This window comes from Sapientia aquatica (assembly GCF_004358105.1).
Classification (GTDB): domain Bacteria; phylum Pseudomonadota; class Gammaproteobacteria; order Burkholderiales; family Burkholderiaceae_D; genus Solimicrobium; species Solimicrobium aquaticum.
In genome coordinates this window covers 90,729-110,727 of record NZ_SMYL01000004.1, presented here as the reverse complement: position 1 = coordinate 110,727, position 19,999 = coordinate 90,729, and the positions used below count along the sequence as shown (strand labels likewise).

Below are 19,999 nucleotides of genomic sequence, written 5' to 3'. Positions count from 1 at the left end.
GTCCGCAATTTTAGATGGTAAAAAAATAGCATTCAGCCAAGCCGCATTAAAAACCGACTTTGCTGAATGCTCTAGTGGGCAACTTGTCTTAAAAACTAGGTTACTTAAGTAAGGGCAATAAATACTTTCCGGTAGCGCTATTGGGGTTCTTAGCCACTTGTTCTGGTGTGCCAGTGGCCACGATTTGTCCGCCGCCTGCTCCACCTTCGGGGCCTAAATCAATTAGCCAATCGGCGGTTTTAATGACATCCAAATTATGTTCGATGATGACGACCGTGTTGCCTTGGTCGCGCAATCGGTGAATGACTTTGAGTAGCAAATCAATGTCGTGGAAGTGCAAACCGGTCGTTGGTTCGTCCAAAATATATAAGGTGCGACCGGTATCGCGTTTGGATAATTCCAGTGATAATTTTACCCGCTGCGCTTCACCGCCCGATAAGGTTGTAGCGCTCTGACCTAAGCGGATATAGCCCAAACCAACGTCCAACAATGTTTGCAATTTGCGTGCGATCAGTGGCACAGCGCTAAAGAATTGATACGCTTCTTCGACCGTCATGCCCAAGACTTCTTGGATGTTTTTGCCTTTGTATAGCACTTCCAAGGTTTCGCGGTTGTAGCGTTTGCCGTGGCAGACATCGCACGGTACGTACACGTCGGGCAAAAAGTGCATCTCGACTTTAATCACGCCATCGCCTTGGCACGCTTCGCAGCGTCCGCCTTTGACGTTAAACGAAAAACGTCCTGCGCTGTAGCCGCGTTCTTTGGCACTGGGCACGGTCGCAAACAGGTCGCGGATCGGCGTGAACAAACCGGTGTAGGTGGCAGGATTGGAGCGCGGCGTGCGGCCAATCGGGCCTTGATCGACCGAGATGACTTTATCAAAATGCGCGAAGCCGCTGATGCTCTTGTGCGGCGCTGGTTCAGCGTGCGAACCGTAAATATGATGCGCGGTTGCAAGGTACAGTGTGTCGTTAATCAGCGTGGACTTACCGGAGCCCGAAACGCCAGTCACGCAGGTTAATAAACCCACTGGCAAGGTTAGCGTAACGTCTTTTAGATTGTTGCCCGATGCGCCGGTAATGGTGAAGACTTTTTCGTCATTAAATGCGGTGCGTTTTTTTGGTACAGCGATTTTCAGCGTGCCGTTTAAATATTGCGCAGTCAAAGAACGCTTATTGCTCAAAATATCGTCCAAGCTACCCGCAGCAATGACTTCGCCGCCATGCACGCCAGCACCTAAGCCCATATCGACCACGTAATCGGCGCAGCGAATCGCATCCTCATCGTGTTCCACCACCAGCACGCTATTGCCGATGTCGCGCAGATGTTGCAAGGTGCCGATCAAACGATCATTGTCGCGCTGATGCAAGCCGATGGAAGGTTCATCTAACACATACATGACGCCAGTCAAGCCAGAGCCAATTTGTGAGGCCAAACGAATCCGTTGCGCTTCGCCACCTGACAATGTGTCGGAGCTGCGATCAAGCGATAAATAGTCCAAGCCGACGTTATTGAGGAAGGTTAAGCGTGATGAAATTTCTTTGATAATCCGGTCCGCGATTTCTTTCTTGGCTCCAGAGAGCACCAAGGTTTCAAAGAAATCCAAGGCCTTGCGCAAAGGCAGGGCGCTGATTTCATAAATCGGACGTTCTTGCTCGCCGCTACCGACTTTGACAAAGCGCGCCTCAACCCGCAAGCGTGCCCCGTGGCAGGACGGACATTCTTTTTCGTTGATGAATTTGGCTAATTCTTCTTTGACCGCCATCGAATCCGTTTCGCGATAACGACGCTGCAAGTTGGTGACGACACCTTCAAAGCTGTGTTCCCGAATCACTGTTTTGCCACGTTCATTAATATAGGTGAAGGGGATGTGCTGTTTGCCTGAGCCATACAAAATCACTTGCTGCGCGGACTCTGGCAATTGATCAAACGGTGTATCGATATCGAACTCGTAAAACGCCGCCAAGTTGGACAGCATTTGGAAGTAGAACTGGTTGCGTCTATCCCAGCCTTTTACCGCGCCCGAGGCGAGCGATAAATTAGGGAAGGCGACGATCCGTTTTGGATCGAAAAATTCAATATGACCTAAGCCATCGCATTCGGGACAAGCACCCATTGGATTGTTGAACGAGAACAGACGCGGTTCTAATTCTTGCAGCGAATAGCCGCAAGTTGGGCAGGCAAATTTATTGGAATACAGATGTTCAATATCGGAATCCATTTCCATCGCAATTGCGCGCCCTTCGGCCAAGCGCAGCGCGGTTTCAAACGATTCGGCCAAGCGTTGTTTAATATCGGCTTTGACCTTCACTCGATCGATCACCACCGAGATGGTATGTTTCTCGGTTTTCTTTAATTTGGGTAGGTCATCAACTTCCACGATACGCGGCGCAGAAGTGCCGCTTTGCAGGCGGAAACGCACAAAACCTTGCGCTTGCATTTGCTCAAAGAAATCAACGTGCTCGCCTTTGCGATTGCTCACCACTGGCGCCAAAATCATTAAGCGCGTATCTTCGGGCATCGCTAACACCGCATCCACCATTTGCGACACCGATTGCGCAGCGAGCGGATTTTCTGGATGGTCAGGGCAATATGGCGTACCAACGCGGGCGTACAGCAAACGCAAATAATCGTGAATCTCAGTCACCGTTCCGACGGTGGAACGGGGATTGTGTGAGGTGGCTTTTTGCTCGATCGAGATTGCGGGCGACAAGCCTTCAATCAAATCAACATCGGGCTTTTCCATCAACTGCAAAAATTGGCGCGCATAAGCGGACAGCGATTCCACATAGCGGCGCTGGCCTTCGGCATACAAGGTGTCAAACGCCAAGGACGATTTGCCCGAACCCGATAAGCCAGTGATGACGACGAGCTTATTGCGCGGCAAATCGAGGCTGATGTTTTTTAGATTGTGGGTGCGCGCGCCACGTACACGAATTTGGTCACGTCGCTCGTAGAGCGCTAACAACTCTTTGTCGGATTCGATCTCTGCTTGCATTGCTGAAGCAGGCTTGAGCGACTTGCTCTTGCTAATCTTGCCTTTTAGTTCAGAAGTGGACTTGGTAGTTGCGGTTTTGCTCATTTTTTGCCCGATTTATTGCGTAATGTGCCATAGGTGTTGGTGGCCAAACTTAGCCAACCTGATACTATATCGGGTTTCGATAATCCTCACCAAAAGTTTATAGACTTATGTCACAACAAGCCGGTTCAACGTCATCCAATGAGCACGTTTCTGCACCAGTTTTTAATCCAAATGATGCGCGCATGTCCGCCTTAGAAATCCGTTCTAGTGTGATTTTGGCATTGCTGTTTGCGCTGCGCATGTTGGGCTTGTTTTTGATTTTGCCGGTGTTTGCGATCTATGCAAAAACATTAGCCGGCGGCGATCAGGCTTGGCTGGTTGGTTTGGCCCTAGGGATGTATGGATTGACCAATGCCATCGGCCAAATCCCGCTAGGAATCGCTTCCGATAAATACGGTCGGCGTCCAGTGATTTTGATTGGCTTAACCGTGTTTGCTATTGGCGCGGTGATCGCTGCGCTCTCCGACAATATTACGTGGGTGATCGTCGGTCGGGCCTTGCAAGGTGGCGGTGCGATTTCGGCTGCTATTACGGCTTGGATTGCCGATGCGACGCGCGAAGAACACCGCACCAAAGCGATGGCGATGGTGGGTGGCTCCATCGGTTTAACGTTTGCGCTATCGATGGTGGTCGCACCGATCTTGTTTAGCGCCATCGGGATGAAAGGGATATTCCTGCTCACTGGCGTGTTGCCCTTGCTGGCGATTTTGGTGGTGATGTTTATGCTGCCTAAAGTACCCAAGCAAACTTTGCCGCGTGTGCCGTTATCGGAAGTGTTAAAAAATACCGATTTAATGCGACTCAATTTTGGCGTATTCGCTTTGCATTTCAGTCAGTCCGCGATGTTTGTGGTGGTGCCATCGGCCTTGGTGCATTTCGCTGATTTGCCGTTAGCGCAGCATTGGAAAGTATATTTGCCGGTCGTGTTGGCGTCGTTCATCGGGATGTTGCCACTCATTTATGTTGCAGAAAAACACGGCAAAATCAAAGCCGTTTTTATCGCGGCGATCACTTTATTGCTCGTTGTGCAATGCGGATTTTGGGAGTTTTTGACCCAACCGGTGATGTTGATTGCACTGTTATTCGGTTTCTTTTTGGCCTTCAATGTGCTTGAAGCTAGTCAGCCATCCTTGGTTTCACGCATTGCGCCGCCAGCAGCTAAGGGCGCGGCTTTAGGAATTTACAATACCATTCAGTCGCTCGGTTTATTTAGCGGCTCGTTATTAGGCGCGTGGATGAGTGGTCATTTAGGCCAATCCTCGGTCTTTGTATTTAGTGCATTTTTATGCTTGGCTTGGCTTATAATCGCGGTCAATATGAAAAAAATCCCCGGTCGGCCACATAAAGCAGCACCGGCAAAATCTTCATCCGATACGGCAACCGCAACGGCGGCAGCTAGTAACTAACAAAGAATTAAGTTAATTAATACGTCACTATCTAGTAAAAACAGGAGAAACCATGGCATCAGTCAATAAAGTTATCATTTTGGGCAATCTGGGCCGCGATCCAGAAACCCGCTACATGCCAAGCGGTGACGCAATGACCACTATTTCTATCGCCACCACCGATAGCTGGAAAGACAAAGCCAGCGGCGAGAAAAAAGAAACAACCGAATGGCACCGCGTAACATTCTTCGGCAAGTTAGCTGAAATCGCTGGTCAGTATTTGAAAAAAGGTTCGTCCGTTTATGTAGAAGGTAGCCTGCGTACACGTAAGTACACCGACAAAGACGGTATCGAAAAATACGCCACTGATATCAAAGCCGATAGCATGCAAATGCTGGGTGGTCGTTCTACTTCGGGCGGCATGGACGACGGCTACGGTTCACAACCGCAAGAAATGCAAAATTCCGCCCCACCGCGTCAAAGCGCACCAGTGCAACGTTCCGCCCCAGCGCAATCGCGCCCTGCGCCGAATTTTTCGGATATGGATGACGATATTCCGTTCTGAGGAAGATGACGGCAACTGCGTGAAATTTCTGCGCAGTTTGGAGGTAAAAAATACCAGCGAGATCGTGAGATCGGCTGGTATTTTTTTATGCGCGTCGAGTAGGCAATTGCCGTGACTTTTAACTATTCCGAGGATGATTTTAGGATAGTTAATTTATCGCGTGTAGCGCGCCAGCTCTCATGGTCTGGTAGCGCTGCTTGCGAACGGTTGATGGGCTTCCAAGTAGCACTTGCCGCTAGGTCAGCATTGAGCTGGGTAAAGTGTGCTAAATGCGATGGCAGATCAGTGGCGTTATAGATCGCACCAACCGGACATTCTGGAACGCACATCGAGCAATCAATACATTCATCGGGCGCGATGACCAAAAAATGCGGCCCTTCGCGAAAACAATTCATTGGGCAGACTTCAACGCAGGTGGTGTATTTGCAAAATATGCAGGAATCAGTAACGACGAATGGCATGCTGGAGTTGGGGAGTTGATCTGGTGCGCTATTTTCTCATATCTCGTGATGTTGCTTGATTTCGCTGCGCTAACGTTGTGGACGCTAGCGCAGCGCTCAAGGAATCATTTTAGGTAAAAGGCTTGATCTAAGAAACTAAACACTGTGTTGAGATTTTGTTCGGTCTCAAACTGCGGATCTCCGTGGCGTGCGCCGGGAAGAATGTTGAGTTGCAGCTTTTGCGCGGATAAAACGGGCTTTAGTTTTTCTGCCAATACGATGGATTGTTGCGTCGGTACTGTGCCATCGGCGTCACCATGTTGAATGATGAAGGCGGGTAAATTGCCGCTTAAATACGATAAAGGATTCGCTTTGCGCAGCAACTCGGGTGGTGCGCTTTTTACGGTTGAAGCAAGGAATTTTGATTCTGGTGAATCTGCTGCGCTGTGATTAGCTTCGCCTTTACCAGAAGCGGTGAGTTGTGCATCCATCTGTGCAAAGTCAATCGGACCAAACCAATCGACTACCGCTTGCACGGTGCTTGTTTGATCGATGTTACCCAACTGCGCGTCGTCAAATTCACTCGCTTGTGTGCCGGTCACGCCCGCCATGACAGCCATGTAGCCACCGGCTGAGTCGCCCCACGCCACAACGCGATTAGGATCGATGTTAAAGCGCGCAGCATTCGCTTTTAAGAATCGGATTGCTGCTTTGACGTCTTGCACCCCAGCTGGAAAGGCCGCTTCGCCTGCCAGTCGATAGTTGACGGCAGCCACTGCATAGCCGCGCTTAACGCCAGCAATCGGTCCGTTCTGTTGACCATCGCCTTTATCACCAAATAAGAATGCCCCGCCATGAATCGCCACGATGACGGGATAAGGGCCTTTGCCTTCATTAGGCACATAGAGATCGAGCTTCTGTGCTGCTGAAGTGTTGGCATAGGCCAGATCGTGATACTGGGTTTTGATCCACTTGGTGTCCTGCAATGGCGGCATCATAAAAAATGGATTAGGAATAATTTTTAAAGAAATTAATACTGCAACGATTGCGGCAAGCGATACCAGCCCGCCCAACAAGTAAAGAATGTATTTAGTAGATTTATTCATTTATTTTCCCTGTGTTTTTGATTGTGATAGAAGGCAGCAATCCGGCAACAAGCAAGCCATCCATTGTGGTTTGGATGAGCTAGTTGTTGCCTTGTTAGGATATTTATGTAAATTGCTGACGCTGTTGCTCGTCTGTTGAGATAGATTTAGTCGTACCCGTTAGCTTGATTTATTCCAACTTAAATTGCCTTTGCCAGCCACCGAATATAATGCCCCCGGCGCGTTGCGCGTGGTTTGAAATTCTTCCAAGGTTTGTCCACGCATTGCCGCGTAAATATGCAGATTGGATACGCCGATAACTGCCCCGAGTTTTTCTAGCATAAAGAAAATCACGCCGTATTTAATCATTCCGTCCCAATCGCGGCGGCGGATTAAATCGGCTTCTTGCTCGGTCAATTTCGCCTCGACAAAGCTAGCTTCTTGATCTTCCAAAAAGCGCTTTCGGTTTTCTGGTTTGATTAAACTGTGCAAAAATTTATTGATGCGGTAGGCCTTAATACTAGCGGCGTGGGTGAATGGATGCGTCCCCGGGATATCGCCCACTCCCGCTAACTCAGATTGCATATGCTGACGATGTTGTGCTAAACGTTGTTCGCGTTTTTCGTCCGAAATATCGGTGTCTTGGTTTTCATAAATCGCCGTGGCGATGCCGGTCATGGACGGCAGATAATAAGATTGATGTATCTTCTTGACCGAGGCGGACAATGCGCCGCGCATGATTAGCCACATGATAATTTCTGCACCTTCCATGCCACCCAGTTCAACATATTCAGCCAAGCGCAGATTGGTTAGCGCGACGGGGTCTTTTTCAAACAGCTCTAAAAATTGTTTATCCCAGTCGGTATTATTGAAACCAGCGCGCGCGCCGTGGACTTGGTGCGAAAGTCCTCCGGTTGCAACAATGGCGACAGAAATGTCTTCGGGATAGCTTTCAATCGCATTGCGCAGGGCTTGACCGAGCTTATAGCAGCGTTTGGCATTCGGGATCGGGAACTGCAAGACGCCGACTGCTAGCGGCACGATCTGAACGTTCCAGTCTGGGTCGCGTTTGCATAAAATCGATAGCGGTGAAAAGCAGCCATGATCGAGCGGCTTATCCTGAAAGAACGACATATCAAATTCATCGGCCATTAACGATGCACCGATATGTTGTGATAACGCCGAATGTCCGCCGATTGGAGGCACATCGCGTGCGCCACCGCCTTCGTCAGCAACGGCATATTGCGTGTCGATGCCTAAACTAAAAGCGGAATAATGATCAAAGAAAAAGGAGGTCACATGATCATTAAAAATCATAAATAAAACATCAGGCTTTTTTTGATCTAGCCAATCGCGTATCGGTTGGAAGTTCTCGAAAATTGGCTTCCATACGGGATCGTCCTGTTTATCGCGATCGACCGCGAAGCCTATCGTTGGTGTGTGTGAGCAAGCGATTCCGCCGATGATGCGAGCCATATTATTTCCTTTATTTACTAGGTAATTTCGTAGAGCCGATATTTATTCGCTGATAAATTCGTCTGATTTAAACGAGAGCCGATTAATAAAAATCGCTAGCGCCGCAATCGCCGCAGGAATCGCCAGCAATGAAATAATCACGCCAAAATCCCAACCAATTCCAATTAATAATCCACCAATCGCTGAACCTAAAATACTGCCAAATCGCCCGATGCCTAGCATCCAACTAACACCAGTAGCACGAGCCAAAGTTGGATAGCAGCCGGGCGCAAAAGCGTTTAACCCAGTTTGCGCGCCGCTCAAAAAGAAGCCAACCGCGACCACCAGAAAAACAATCCAACTCGATAATAATCCCGCGACACCGAGTGCGATCAAAAATGCACTGCCCGCCAAATAGGAAAAGGCGATCACACGATTCGGATTAAAGCGATCCATGCAAGCACCGATGACAATTGCACCGATCGTGCCGCCGAGTTGGAACATAGCAGTTAAGTTGGCTGCTTGGTCGATCGACATGCCAGCATCTTTCATCATGGTTGGCATCCAGCTAGTGGCTAAATAAATCACCAACAAGCCCATGAAATAAGTAACCCAAAGCGTGAGCGTGCGAAGTGCGTACAACTTAGTAAATAACACCGCTATCGGCTGCTTAACGGCGACGGTTGATTCTACCGAGATAAATTCGCGCACATGATCTAAATTGAATTGGCAGACGCGACTTAGGACCTTGCGAATTTTGTCGGTTGGATAGTTACGCACCACCAGAAACCGCGCCGATTCAGGCAAGTAAGAATAGAGTAAGGGCAGCAAGGCCAGTGGCGCGACGCCACCGAAAAACAGTAAAGTGCGCCAACCGTGAGTAGGTAATAAATAGGCGGCGACAAATCCGATCAATGCTGAACCCAGATTAAATCCGGTGAACATAATGGTTAGCAGCACACCACGCGAGCGCTCGGGTACATATTCCGACATTAATGTGGAGGCATTCGGCATAGCAGCGCCAAGTCCAAAGCCTGTCAAAAAACGCAAAATCGCCATTTCGGTCGGGCTGTGAGTGAAGGCGGTAATCAGCGTGCAAACACCAAAGCCGAATACGGATGCCATTAATACTTTGCGACGTCCCAGCCAATCCGAGGATGAGCCGGCTATCAACGCGCCGAATGCTAAACCGAGCGGTGCAGCGCCCATCACGATGCCAAAACTAGCGCGGGTGATTTGCCAATCGGTCAAAATTGATGGCGCGGCAAAGCCCATGATAGCTACGTCCATCCCATCAACTGCCACAATCAAAAAACACAAACAAACCAGTACCCATTGGTATGACGACATGGTTCTCTGGTTAATAAAAGTACGTACATCCAAGGAAGTCTGATTCATTATTTGTCTCAGTTATTTTTATTATTGTGTTGATAAGTTGTCGCGCGTTGTGCTGAGTTGTGGGCGTTCTAATCAATATAGGTCAAACCAGCTTTGGCTAGTGGCTCGCGCATGGAATACATATCTAATCCCAAGACACCAGAGGCCAACTTCTCACGCTTAGAAGCCTCATTCGCTTCGCGCGCTGCAGCGGCTTCGGCCACTTTGCCCGCAAATGCTGCCGGTACGACGACGACGCCGTCAATATCACCGATGATCACGTCACCTGGATTCACCAACGCGCCAGCGCAAACAACAGGGATATTAACCGAGCCGAGTGTGGCCTTGATAGTTCCTTTGGCGCTGATTGCTTTTGAAAAAACTGGAAAGCCCATCTCGGTTAAATCATGCACATCTCGCACGCCTGCATCAATGACTAAGCCCCGTGCGCCGCGCGCGCGAAACGACGTGGCTAATAAGTCACCAAAGAAGCCATCGGTTGATTCGCTTGTTACTGCCGCCACCACCACATCGCCCGGCTGAACTTGCTCAGCAGCGACGTGCAACATCCAGTTGTCGCCCGGTTGCATCAGCACCGTCACTGCGGTTCCGCATACTTTGGCGCTGTTGTAGATCGGTCGAATCGTTGGGTTGAGCAAGCCAACGCGCCCCATCGCTTCGTGGATTGTGGCAACGCCGAATTTGGCTAGTTGTTCCACCGCTTTAGGTTCAGCGCGGATGATGTTTCGTTTGACGATTCCTAATTGATTGAGTGACATGGTGATTCCTTTTTCAGTGTAAATAATTAATCGAGGCGCGCATCCAAGCGCGGGAAGACTCGCCGCGCATTGCCTTGATAAATCTTGTAGCGTTGTTCGTCGTTGAGTTGGGTGGACGCTTCAATATAGCGTTTGGTGTCATCAAAATAATGCCCTGTTTCTGGGTCGATGCCGCGCACCGCGCCTATCATTTCGGAGGCAAATAAAATGTTGTCGACCGGGATAACTTTGGTCAGTAAATCGATACCGGGTTGGTGGTACACGCAGGTATCAAAAAAGATATTGTTTAGCAAATGCTCGGTTAGTAACGGCTTTTTCAATTCTTGTGCCAAGCCACGGAAACGTCCCCAATGATAAGGAACTGCGCCGCCACCGTGCGGAATGATGAATTTCAAGGTTGGGAAGTCTTTAAATAAATCCGACGTTAAACATTGCATAAACGCGGTCGTGTCAGCGTTGAGATAATGCGCGCCGGTAGTGTGGAAGCAGCTATTGCAACTCGTGCTGACATGGATCATGGCGGGGATATCGTATTCGACCATTTTTTCGTAAATCGGATACCAATGGCGATCCGATAAACTTGGTGAAGTCCAATGTCCACCCGATGGATCGGGATTCAAATTGATGCCGATGTTGCCGTATTCATTAACGCACTTTTCTAGCTCTGGAATGCAGGTGCGCGGATCGACGCCCGGTGATTGCGGCAGCATGGCAGCCGGTACAAAATTATCGGGAAATAATTGCGATACGCGGTAGCACAGCTCGTTGCAAATCGCGGCCCACGTTGCGCTGGTATTAAAGTCGCCGATGTGATGCGCCATAAAGCTCGCGCGTGGCGAGAAGATTGTCATGTCCAAGCCACGGGCGCGCATTAGTTTGAGTTGATTGGTTTCGATCGATTCGCGCAATTCGTCGTCGCTAATTTTTAAGTCCGATACTTTGGGTGCGAGAGCAGAATTCGTTAATCCAGCGATTTGTTTATTGCGCCATTCTTCTAGCGCTTTGGGGGCAGTCGTGTAATGCCCATGGCAATCGATGATGCGGTGTTTTTTGGTGGCGAAATTAGTCGTTGTCATGACAGCTCCTTGATTACTTAGTCCAGATTGCGGCGGGTACCATGACTTCGCCGCGCATAATGAGACGCGCAGTGCGAATTAACGCGGCGCGATTTACTTGTTGTTTATTGTTAGCATCGATCTCTAATTCGACGCTAAATTCCCCGCTCGGGTGTTCGACGGAAATGAGTTTTGCCGAACCTTCCGGAATCACGGCTAAGCCGCAAGCGACACTGTTTTCCAAAACGCAGGCAGTGGCAACCGTGACCGCGGCTAATACGCCAATCGCGTCGTGACAAACATGCGGAATAAAGCAGCGGGTCAAGATATTGCCACCTTGATCAGGTGCTGCTAGCAAGCACATTTTTGGATAATTTTTTTTGCTCACATCACCCAAGCCCATCTCCAGCGCAGCGTGCAAGCGTATCGCTTCTAAGCGTTGCTTCAAGTCGCTATTGGCATTGAGTTGCTCCACCGATTCGTGTCCAGTGCGTTGCAAATCGGCGGCGCGTAGCAGCACCATTGGCATGCCGTTATCAATGCAGGTGGCGTCGATCTCGAACGGCGCAAAACCTGAGCCGGAAATGGAAAAATGATCTAACACCCGCCCAGTGGGCAATAAGCTGGAGCATACCGAACCAGCAGTATCTAAAAAATTGATGGTGATCGGTGACGAGGTGCCGGGAACGCCATCGATTTTAGCGTCACCCGCATAGCGCACATGACCGTTTGAAGTCAGCACCGTGATGTCGCACAACATATCGGTGTTTAACGTTAAGACCCGCAATGTTGTTTGCTCACCCGATGCAGCGACTAGACCTTTTTCAATGGCGAATGGCACCACCGCGGCCAGCATGTTGCCGCAATTGGGCGTGCTATCAACGGTGTCGTTATCGGGTTGCAATTGCAGGAATAAAAACTCTAAATCGACTCCTTCACGCCGGCTTTTGCTTACTACTCCGACTTTACTGGTGAGCGGATGCGCGCCGCCTAAACCATCGATCTGGCGCTTGTCGGGCGAGCCCATTGCTGCGAGTAAAACCTGATTGCGCTGGGTTTGGTCGGTGGGTAAATCAGAGTCTAAAAAAAACGGACCGCGGGAAGTTCCACCGCGCATGAATAGGCAGGGAATGCCAATTTGATCAGAGCTTGCTTCTGGTTTCATGTCGTTACTTTCGCTGTTTAAAAGTAAATTTTGCTTGCGCTCAGTATTGAGCATGTTGATGCAGACTGTGTTGCTTTATGAAGTGTGCGCCGTTCTATTTTGCTTATTGGCTTGAATAAACTTCCTGAAACCAAGTAAAGTACGGATCAGCGTTTTGCTAGCGGATTTAGGTCTTATTCGTACATCGGCCCGCGCCAAAGCAGTTCAATAGCATTAATGTGTTGGCGATTCATTAAGCGCAATTTGAGGCATCGAAAATATTGCGATGCACAAAGTTAAGGTGATAATTTCACCGCGCGGGCGCACATAAATTAAGGAAACAACTTCGCATGAAAGCACCTTTAAATCTTCGACACATCCGTGCGTTTTTGGCTGTGGTTGAAACCGGCGGGATTACCAAAGCGGCTGACTCGCTGTATCGGGCGCAATCGGCTATTACGCGATCGATTAAATCGTTAGAAGAAACCTTGGATGTCGCCTTATTTGAGCGCAAAGCCACCGGCATGTTGCCGACCGTCTTTGGTAATACTTTGTTGTACCGCGCCAAACGGGCAGCGCAAGAATTGCACAGCGCCAAAGAGAAAATGCTGCCAGTAATCAGAGAAAAAAATGGCTCCTTGAACGCGCCAATTTTTAGCATGTTGTTCAATGAGAACCGCTTGATCTGCTTTGTCACCTTGGCGCAATTACATCACATGCCCTCGGTGGCGCGGGTATTGAATATCACCCAGCCAGCGGTGAGTTCGTCGGTGAGCCAGTTGGAATCCAGTTTAAAAATACCTTTATTTCAACGCACCACGAAAGGCATGATTCCTACCGATGCGGGAGCGATCTTAACTTTTCATGCCAAGCGGGCGTTGGCCGAATTGAGTTTAGTTGAGGATGACATTGCTGCGTTGCGCGGAACCTTGCAGGGCACCATCACCGTGGGCGCCTTGCCCTTAAGTCGCTCGGTGATTCTTCCGATGGCAATTGCCGAGGTTGTTAAGCATCATCCCTTGCTGCGAATTTCAACAGTCGAGGGCCCGTTCGAGCAATTGGAAGTCGGATTGCGCTCAGCCGATATTGATTTCATTATCGGCGCGTTGCGTAATGACGAAAGCGCCAACGATATGATTTGTGAGCCATTGCTAATCGATAACGTTGCCATTGCAGTGCGCTGCGGCCATCCGCTAACCAAGGTTAAAAAAATCAAATTAGATGATCTGTCGACGATGCAGTGGGTTTTGGCGCGCCAAGGAACGCCGGCCCGAAAAATGTTTGACTTATCCTTCTCATCGCAAAATTTAGTGCCACCGCAACCGATAGTCGAGACCAGCGACTTAGCGTTATTACGTGGACTATTACTCAACAGCGATATGGTCACGGCGATCTCTCCGCAGCAGTTGTATTACGAACGGCAATCGGGTTTATTGACCGTGCTTAATTACGAATTCAAGCATGCAGCCCGCTCGATTGGGTTAATGCGGCGTGAAGGTTCGTTCGCGTCTCCCGGTGCTTCTGTGCTAATGGAGGCGATTCGAAAAGTTGCCGACGAACTGCAACACAAGGCTTTTCAACCCTGATTAGTTTGCCTGTCGCAACGACTTTTATCGCGCTTTGTTGCTTTTAATCCGCATTTTTAGAATTCGAAATTCGATTCTTCCGCGCTGCAATTTTCTCCTTATTCCTCCTGCTAAACAACGTATTTTGTGCGGATTTTTTTCGTCGCAAATTTTTAACTCATAACAAAATTAGATGGGTAACTTGATTTTTTGCGCAGGGGCTAAAAAATAAGTTCAACGATAATTCAATTGCCCGAAATAAATTTTTTCTGGCGCAAATTCTCTGCGAAGAACCGATCAACGATCGAACTATAAGCAGAGCGCAACGGTGACAAGATAAGTCCGCAATCCATGAAGTTAGCCAGATTGCTTGTAGGTGAAGTCCTAATACTAGAAATATAAATCGGAGACAATTATGAAAACACAGGTATCGCATCCATCAAAGACAATGCGTTTAAAGCCGATTGCATTGGCAATCGGCATTTTGCAACTTGTTTCAACATTCGCTTATGCCGCTGAACCGGTCAATGGCGCACCAGACGCTGACCAAAGTACGACAGTTAATACCAGCGAGCCACAAAATGGTATTCAAGAAGTGATCGTGACAGCGCGTAAAGTCGGTGAACCAATTTCCAAAACACCGCTGGCAATCACGGCCATTACTGGTGAAGATTTGAAAGAGAACAGCATTGTTAGCGTCGCCAATATTGGCGAAGTGGTTCCCAACTTGGTCATTGGTCGCGATGGCTTCGGTGTCAATATCAATATCCGCGGCGTGACGACGACCGATCAAACTTCCAAGGGTACTCAAGGCATTGGCTTCAATGTTGACGGCGTACCTATCGGTCGTCCCTTGGTTCAGGGCTTAAGCTTTTTCGATGTAGAGCGCGTTGAAGTGCTGAGCGGCCCACAAGGTACTTTGTACGGAACCAGCACAACGGGCGGTGCGATTAACGTCATTACTAATAAGCCGGGCAAAGAATTTGCTGCTTCTGCCGGTGTGGAGTTGGGTAACTACAATACGAAACGTGCTGATGCAGTGGTGAATGCGCCGGTCAATAAAGATCTGGCAATTCGCGTGGCATTAAACAGCAACGATCGCGATGGCTATTTGGAGCCGACTTTGGGCGCCAATCCCGGTGGTCCAGCGCGTAACGATCAGCACGACAGAGCGGGTCGCGTTAGTGCTTTGTATAACTTCAACCCAGAAACTAACTTATTGGTAGCGACGACCTTTGGTGATTCTTCGGGCGTAGGTTATGGCGTTGTGCCAAATTTGAACACCTTGCAAGATGCGTCGGGCACTCAACAGCGCCAAGTGTTTGGTAATCCATTTGGTGGCAATATTAACGATCATTTCAATAACTACAATCTCGAATTCAACACCTTATTAGCCAACACTCAACTCACCGCAATTGCCGCCAGCAATCAATACCATGCGCGCGAACTGACCTCCGGCACAGGCGACCCGCTGGGCAACACGAATCCTTTCGGTGATCCACAATACGCATGGCGCAATTGCCGAGGCGATTTTAAAGAGACTAATGCTGAATTGCGCTTGACCAATGCAACTCCTTCGGTATTTAACTGGGTGGCGGGTGTGAACTTTCATAACGAGAAAATTAATGAAAGCGATCACAATTTAAATGCCTTGGTTTCCAATCCAACGGTTGATGGCAGTACCAACGGGATTGATCCACTCAACACCACTAAACACAAATCAAGTGGTGTATTTGGACAAGGCACTTATAAACTCAGCGATACGTTTTCCGTTTTAATCGGATTGCGCGAAACGAGCGATTCAACCGAGCGCGTAGGTACTTTTGCCGCTGGTCCATCACCGACTTGCACCAATCCATATGCTGATTGTGTTGGTGGCCCAAACAATGGTTCGGAAAGCGCTAACAAGCTGACCTACCGCTTAGGTGCTAACTACCAATTTACCCCGACCCAATTATTGTATGCAGCGGTAGCAACGGGTTACAAACCAGGCGGATTTAATGACTTTGATCCAGTGACTAAAGGCACAGGTCCTTACGAAGCGGAGCAATTAACCGCGTATGAGATCGGCTACAAAGCCAGTACCAATACAACTCGCTTTACCAGTGATTTCTTTTACTACGATTACACCAAAGATCAAATCAGTAGCTTGTCGATCATTGATGGTAATTTCGTGATCTATACCCACCCTGCGCCAGCGACATTATATGGTTGGGAAAATGCGTTCAAAGTGAAGTTATCCAATGCCGATCAATTGACGGGCTCCCTCTCGTTCATGCATTCTGAATTCAAACATTTGATGACTGGCATCATGGGTAATGTTGATTTTACTGGCAAGAGTTTAGACAAGACGCCGGCAGCATCAGCGACCTTGGGCTATACCCATAATTTTGAATTGCAGAGCGGTACAGTTCGTACTTACCTCGGAACTAAGTATTCCAGCAGTTACCAATTAACTGACTTCATCGACGGTGTTCAAAATACACAAAAAGCGTTCACGCGCAGCAATGCCAACATTACTTACTTAGATCAAAACGGTAGGTTTTCAGCGCAGCTATTTGTGACTAATATTGAGAACAAACTGCAGATGACGTCTGGGCCTTCTAGCCAAGCGCACCCAAGTTACTCGGTAAGTGAACCACGCTTTATTGGTGTTCGAATTGGAGTAAATTACTAATCGAATTAAGGCCAATATAGTTTCTATGTTGGCCTTTTTAGTTCTTAAGGATGGTTATGAAATCTGCTTCCTCATTTTTTTCAACTCTACGACACAGCACGGGTTTAGTGCTTACTTTGGCATTGCTAGTGACAACGATTGTTACGCCCGCTGAGGCCCAGACTAAGCCAGCAAAGTTAGCTAAATCCTACGCCCAAGCTGGCTTAGCTAGCCTAGCTGAAGTCGCTCCAGTGCTGGCTTGCGACAAACTAACAGGCGGCGCGCTCAACGATCAGCTGGCAGCAGTTGTTGGTGCAAAAACAGAAATCCTCAGCGCCAAGGCTATTGAGCAAGACGGCGCGCCATACTGTGAAATCAGTACCTTGATTGCGCCTAATATTCACAGCCAATATCGATTCCCTGTCAAAGGTTGGACCCAGCGTTATCTGCAAACGGGATGCGGCGGTTTGTGCGGCATGGTGGATATTCACACTGAACATGATCAGGGCTGTGTTCCTGCCGATACCCATGCTCTGGCGCTGGGCGCAACTGACATGGGGCACTCTGGTAAAAACATGGGCGACGGTTCATTCGGTGATGATCCGCAAGCGCGCATTGACTTCGCTTATCGCGGTCAGCATTTGACTGTCGTGTTAGGTAAAGAATTGGTGCGCCAGTTTTACGGTGTGCCGGCCAAATTCAATTATTTTGCCGGTTGCTCTGACGGGGGCCGTGAAGCATTGATGGAAGCGCAGCGTTACCCGAATGATTTCAATGGCATTTCTGCTGGCGCTCCGGCGATGAATTTTGTTATTCAGAATAGCTTCTACCATGGATGGCAAGCGACCAGTAACACCGACGCTAATGGTAAGACCATTTTAACTGCTGATAAATTACCGCTATTGCACAAGGCTGTGTTGGACGGCTGCGATGCCTTAGACGGACAAAAAGATGGCATCATCAACGACCCACGTCAGTGCAAATTTGATCCTGTTGTTTTGCAGTGTAAAGAGGACCAAGCAGATACCGCGCAATGCCTAAGTGCAGCGCAAGTTGAAACCGTGCGCAAACTCTATGCAGGTCCGGTGGATGCAAACGGAAAACACCTCACCATCGGCGGCCCGCAATATGGTTCTGAATTATCGTGGGATGGCGTCTTTGTGACTAAAAGTGTTGACCAAGTAGTGCCAAGTACCTTCATGGCATTAGGCTCAATCAAAAAATTAATCTTTGAAAAAAATACGCCGGACGATTACACCTTGAAGGATTTCCATTTCGATGCCGCGCAATTCGATTTAGAGCGTGCCATGCATTCCTTGTACGATGCGACTAATCCCGATTTGTCTAGCTTCGCCAACGCCGGTGGGAAATTAATTCTGTGGCATGGTTGGTCTGACCCACATATTTCACCGATCAACACGATTGCGTACTACACCGCAGTGAACCAAGTTTTAGGCAAAGATAAAACAAGCGATTTTGCCAAGCTGTTTCTATTTCCCGGTATGTACCATTGCGCGATGGGCGACGGTCCGAGCGAGTTTGATTTGTTGACACCGTTAATGCGTTGGACTGAATCAAACCAAGCGCCAACCTCAATAGTGGCGCACACGGTGTCAGGATTCCCGCCAAAATTGGGCCCACCGCCCGGTGATAAAGATCATGCCAAGGGCGACTTGCCGCCTCTTCCGGTGATGCCGATTAATAAGGCCGCAATAAAAACTCGCGTCGTCTTTGCCTACCCGAATAAAGCGGTCTATAAAGGTGCCGGTAATCCCAACGACCCAGCCAACTACCGCGCCCAAGCTGGCGAACGGGAACCTACTTCTTACGATTGGTACGGCGCAGAATTTATGCAGCCTGGCTTCCAAAAACAATGTTCGGTTGTTGAGGGTAAGTTGTCCTGCCAATAAATTTATCGGAGCTGGATGTGCAGGGCGGGCAATCTGAACAACACGAAAAGTGTGTTTGTTTGGATTGCCCGAAGTTGTTTCAATAATGTGTTTGCGTTTGATAGGAAGCTGAGTATGAGAATTGGAATCATTGGTTATGGCGAAGTCGGAACAATTTTCGCAGCGGGCTTAAAACAAAGTGTGAATTCAATTAGTGCTTGGGATACTAAATTTTTCTCGCCCAATCAAAGCATCGAACAGCGCAAGCACGCCGAATCAAATCAAGTTTATCTGTGCCAATCAATCCAAGAATTAGCGCAACGCGCCGACATTATTTTTTCGATGGTTACCGCCTCCAACACCCTAGCGGTAGCGCAAGCTGCGGCTGAGGCAATTGCGGCGGGTGTGATTTTCATCGATTTAAATTCAGCATCACCCAAAACAAAACAACAAGCCGCGTTGTGCATTGAAACCGCTGGCGGAAGTTATGTCGAAGCCGGTGTGATGACCTCGGTACCGCCGTATGGAATTCGTGTTCCAATCTTATTGGGCGGTGCGCGCTCAGTTGAATTGTCTGCTGTGTTAAATAACTTAGGCATGGATACCAAATCGGTGGCAGCTGACATTGGCAACGCATCCGCCATCAAAATGTGTCGCAGTGTGATGATCAAGGGGCTGGAAGCGCTGGTCATCGAGAGCTTTACCACGGCGCGGCATTATGGAGTAGAGCAACACATGATCGCCACACTCAAAGAAACCTTCCCCTCGATTAATTGGGAGCAGCAAAGCGCCTATTTTTTTAGTCGGGTAGCGCAACATGGAAAACGCCGCGCCGAAGAAATGCGCGAAGTCGCCAATACTGTGAATGAAGCTGGTTTCGCACCCTTGATGGCCGCGGCAATTGCCGAGAAAGACGATTGGATGGCGCAGCACAAGCAAGCTGGCACTTTTGACGCGATTGCTGCTGGTGCTGATTGGCAGGAATTCGCAGATCGTCTCATTGCAAACAATCGAGTTGGATTGGACAGCAAATGATTTCTGACACGCGCTCAACATCCGCCCTCAAAATTGGTGCAACCAGCGGGCTGATTGCTGGAATCGTGATCTGGATGTACGAAGCCTTGGTGTGGGTCGGCGCGCAGCATTTATTGCAGCTCGGCGATATCCCGCGTAATGCGACTGGTTTGGTGTTTGGTAAAGAAATCCAAAATGACTTAGGTGCAGCGGCGTATTTTATCGGCACGCTGATTCATTTTAGTTTTTCAGCATTGTGGGGTGTACTGTTTGCCCTAATTTGGCCGTACTTTCGGCAGCGCGGTTGGGAAGCGAGTTTGCTAGCAATTTTCTACGCCATGTTTGCCTGGGTTGTTATGCACGTAGCTATTTCTATTGCTTCGACTGACCACCCTAATTATTTAGACCCAGTTGTTATTATTGGTGGGTTTGTGTCGCATTTATTTTTTGCCCTTCCATTAGCATTAATCGTTAAGCACCGACTTGCTTGAATTAGCTGGACGCCAAT

At 48.8% G+C, this 19,999-nt stretch carries 15 protein-coding genes; 7 read left to right on the top strand and 8 right to left on the bottom strand.

Annotation, left to right across the window (positions count from 1 at the left end; genetic code table 11):
• Nucleotides 1-100: 100 nt before the first annotated feature.
• Nucleotides 101-2,998, bottom strand: coding sequence for an excinuclease ABC subunit UvrA (gene uvrA / locus E2I14_RS09930; RefSeq protein ID WP_133328399.1), 2,898 nt, complete (start codon nucleotides 2,996-2,998; stop codon nucleotides 101-103).
• A 266-nt stretch (nucleotides 2,999-3,264) separates the two neighbouring features.
• Between uvrA and E2I14_RS09925 the strand changes: the two genes are divergently transcribed.
• Nucleotides 3,265-4,488, top strand: coding sequence for an MFS transporter (locus E2I14_RS09925; protein WP_133328397.1), 1,224 nt, complete (start codon nucleotides 3,265-3,267; stop codon nucleotides 4,486-4,488).
• Nucleotides 4,489-4,540: 52 nt separating this feature from the next.
• Nucleotides 4,541-5,032 carry a single-stranded DNA-binding protein gene (gene ssb / locus E2I14_RS09920; protein ID WP_133327980.1) on the top strand — a complete coding sequence of 164 codons (492 nt, stop codon included), beginning with the start codon at nucleotides 4,541-4,543 and terminating at the stop codon, nucleotides 5,030-5,032.
• Between the two features lie 122 nt (nucleotides 5,033-5,154).
• Here ssb and fdxA read toward each other — a convergent pair whose 3' ends face one another.
• The 7 genes from fdxA to E2I14_RS09885 form a co-directional block, all read right to left on the bottom strand.
• Nucleotides 5,155-5,493, bottom strand: a complete 339-nt coding sequence (gene fdxA, locus E2I14_RS09915; protein WP_133327978.1) for a ferredoxin FdxA — start codon at nucleotides 5,491-5,493, stop codon at nucleotides 5,155-5,157.
• Nucleotides 5,494-5,597: 104 nt separating this feature from the next.
• The gene (locus E2I14_RS09910) at nucleotides 5,598-6,578 is read right to left on the bottom strand and encodes an alpha/beta hydrolase (RefSeq protein ID WP_206105618.1); all 981 of its coding nucleotides are present in this window, start codon (nucleotides 6,576-6,578) and stop codon (nucleotides 5,598-5,600) included.
• Between the two features lie 159 nt (nucleotides 6,579-6,737).
• Nucleotides 6,738-8,033 carry a gallate dioxygenase gene (locus tag E2I14_RS09905; protein ID WP_133327976.1) on the bottom strand — a complete coding sequence of 432 codons (1,296 nt, stop codon included), beginning with the start codon at nucleotides 8,031-8,033 and terminating at the stop codon, nucleotides 6,738-6,740.
• Nucleotides 8,034-8,075: 42 nt separating this feature from the next.
• Nucleotides 8,076-9,410 (bottom strand): MFS transporter, encoded by a 1,335-nt coding sequence (locus E2I14_RS09900; protein ID WP_133327974.1) that lies wholly within the window; start codon nucleotides 9,408-9,410, stop codon nucleotides 8,076-8,078.
• A gap of 68 nt (nucleotides 9,411-9,478) precedes the next feature.
• Nucleotides 9,479-10,168, bottom strand: a complete 690-nt coding sequence (ligK, locus tag E2I14_RS09895) for a 4-carboxy-4-hydroxy-2-oxoadipate aldolase/oxaloacetate decarboxylase (RefSeq protein WP_133327972.1) — start codon at nucleotides 10,166-10,168, stop codon at nucleotides 9,479-9,481.
• Nucleotides 10,169-10,194: 26 nt separating this feature from the next.
• The gene (locus E2I14_RS09890) at nucleotides 10,195-11,244 is read right to left on the bottom strand and encodes an amidohydrolase family protein (RefSeq protein ID WP_133327970.1); all 1,050 of its coding nucleotides are present in this window, start codon (nucleotides 11,242-11,244) and stop codon (nucleotides 10,195-10,197) included.
• A 13-nt stretch (nucleotides 11,245-11,257) separates the two neighbouring features.
• Nucleotides 11,258-12,388, bottom strand: a complete 1,131-nt coding sequence (locus E2I14_RS09885; RefSeq protein WP_133327968.1) for a 4-oxalomesaconate tautomerase — start codon at nucleotides 12,386-12,388, stop codon at nucleotides 11,258-11,260.
• 329 nt (nucleotides 12,389-12,717) lie between these two features.
• Here E2I14_RS09885 and E2I14_RS09880 point away from each other — a divergent pair, with 329 nt between their 5' ends.
• From E2I14_RS09880 to E2I14_RS09860, 5 genes are all read left to right on the top strand, one after another.
• Complete coding sequence (locus E2I14_RS09880) at nucleotides 12,718-13,953, top strand: LysR family transcriptional regulator (RefSeq protein WP_133327966.1); 1,236 nt, start codon at nucleotides 12,718-12,720, stop codon at nucleotides 13,951-13,953.
• A 394-nt stretch (nucleotides 13,954-14,347) separates the two neighbouring features.
• On the top strand, nucleotides 14,348-16,609 hold the full coding sequence (locus tag E2I14_RS09875) for a TonB-dependent receptor (RefSeq protein WP_133327964.1): 2,262 nt from the start codon (nucleotides 14,348-14,350) through the stop codon (nucleotides 16,607-16,609).
• A gap of 56 nt (nucleotides 16,610-16,665) precedes the next feature.
• On the top strand, nucleotides 16,666-18,498 hold the full coding sequence (locus E2I14_RS09870; RefSeq protein ID WP_133327962.1) for a tannase/feruloyl esterase family alpha/beta hydrolase: 1,833 nt from the start codon (nucleotides 16,666-16,668) through the stop codon (nucleotides 18,496-18,498).
• Nucleotides 18,499-18,612: 114 nt separating this feature from the next.
• A complete protein-coding gene (locus E2I14_RS09865) occupies nucleotides 18,613-19,512 on the top strand; it encodes an NAD(P)-dependent oxidoreductase (RefSeq protein ID WP_133327960.1) in 900 nt (299 codons plus the stop codon).
• Nucleotides 19,509-19,982: a DUF1440 domain-containing protein gene (locus tag E2I14_RS09860; protein WP_227544694.1), complete on the top strand. Its 474-nt coding sequence runs from the start codon at nucleotides 19,509-19,511 to the stop codon at nucleotides 19,980-19,982. The genes E2I14_RS09865 and E2I14_RS09860 overlap by 4 nt, the downstream gene beginning before the upstream one ends.
• The last annotated feature ends 17 nt before the right edge of the window (nucleotides 19,983-19,999 follow it).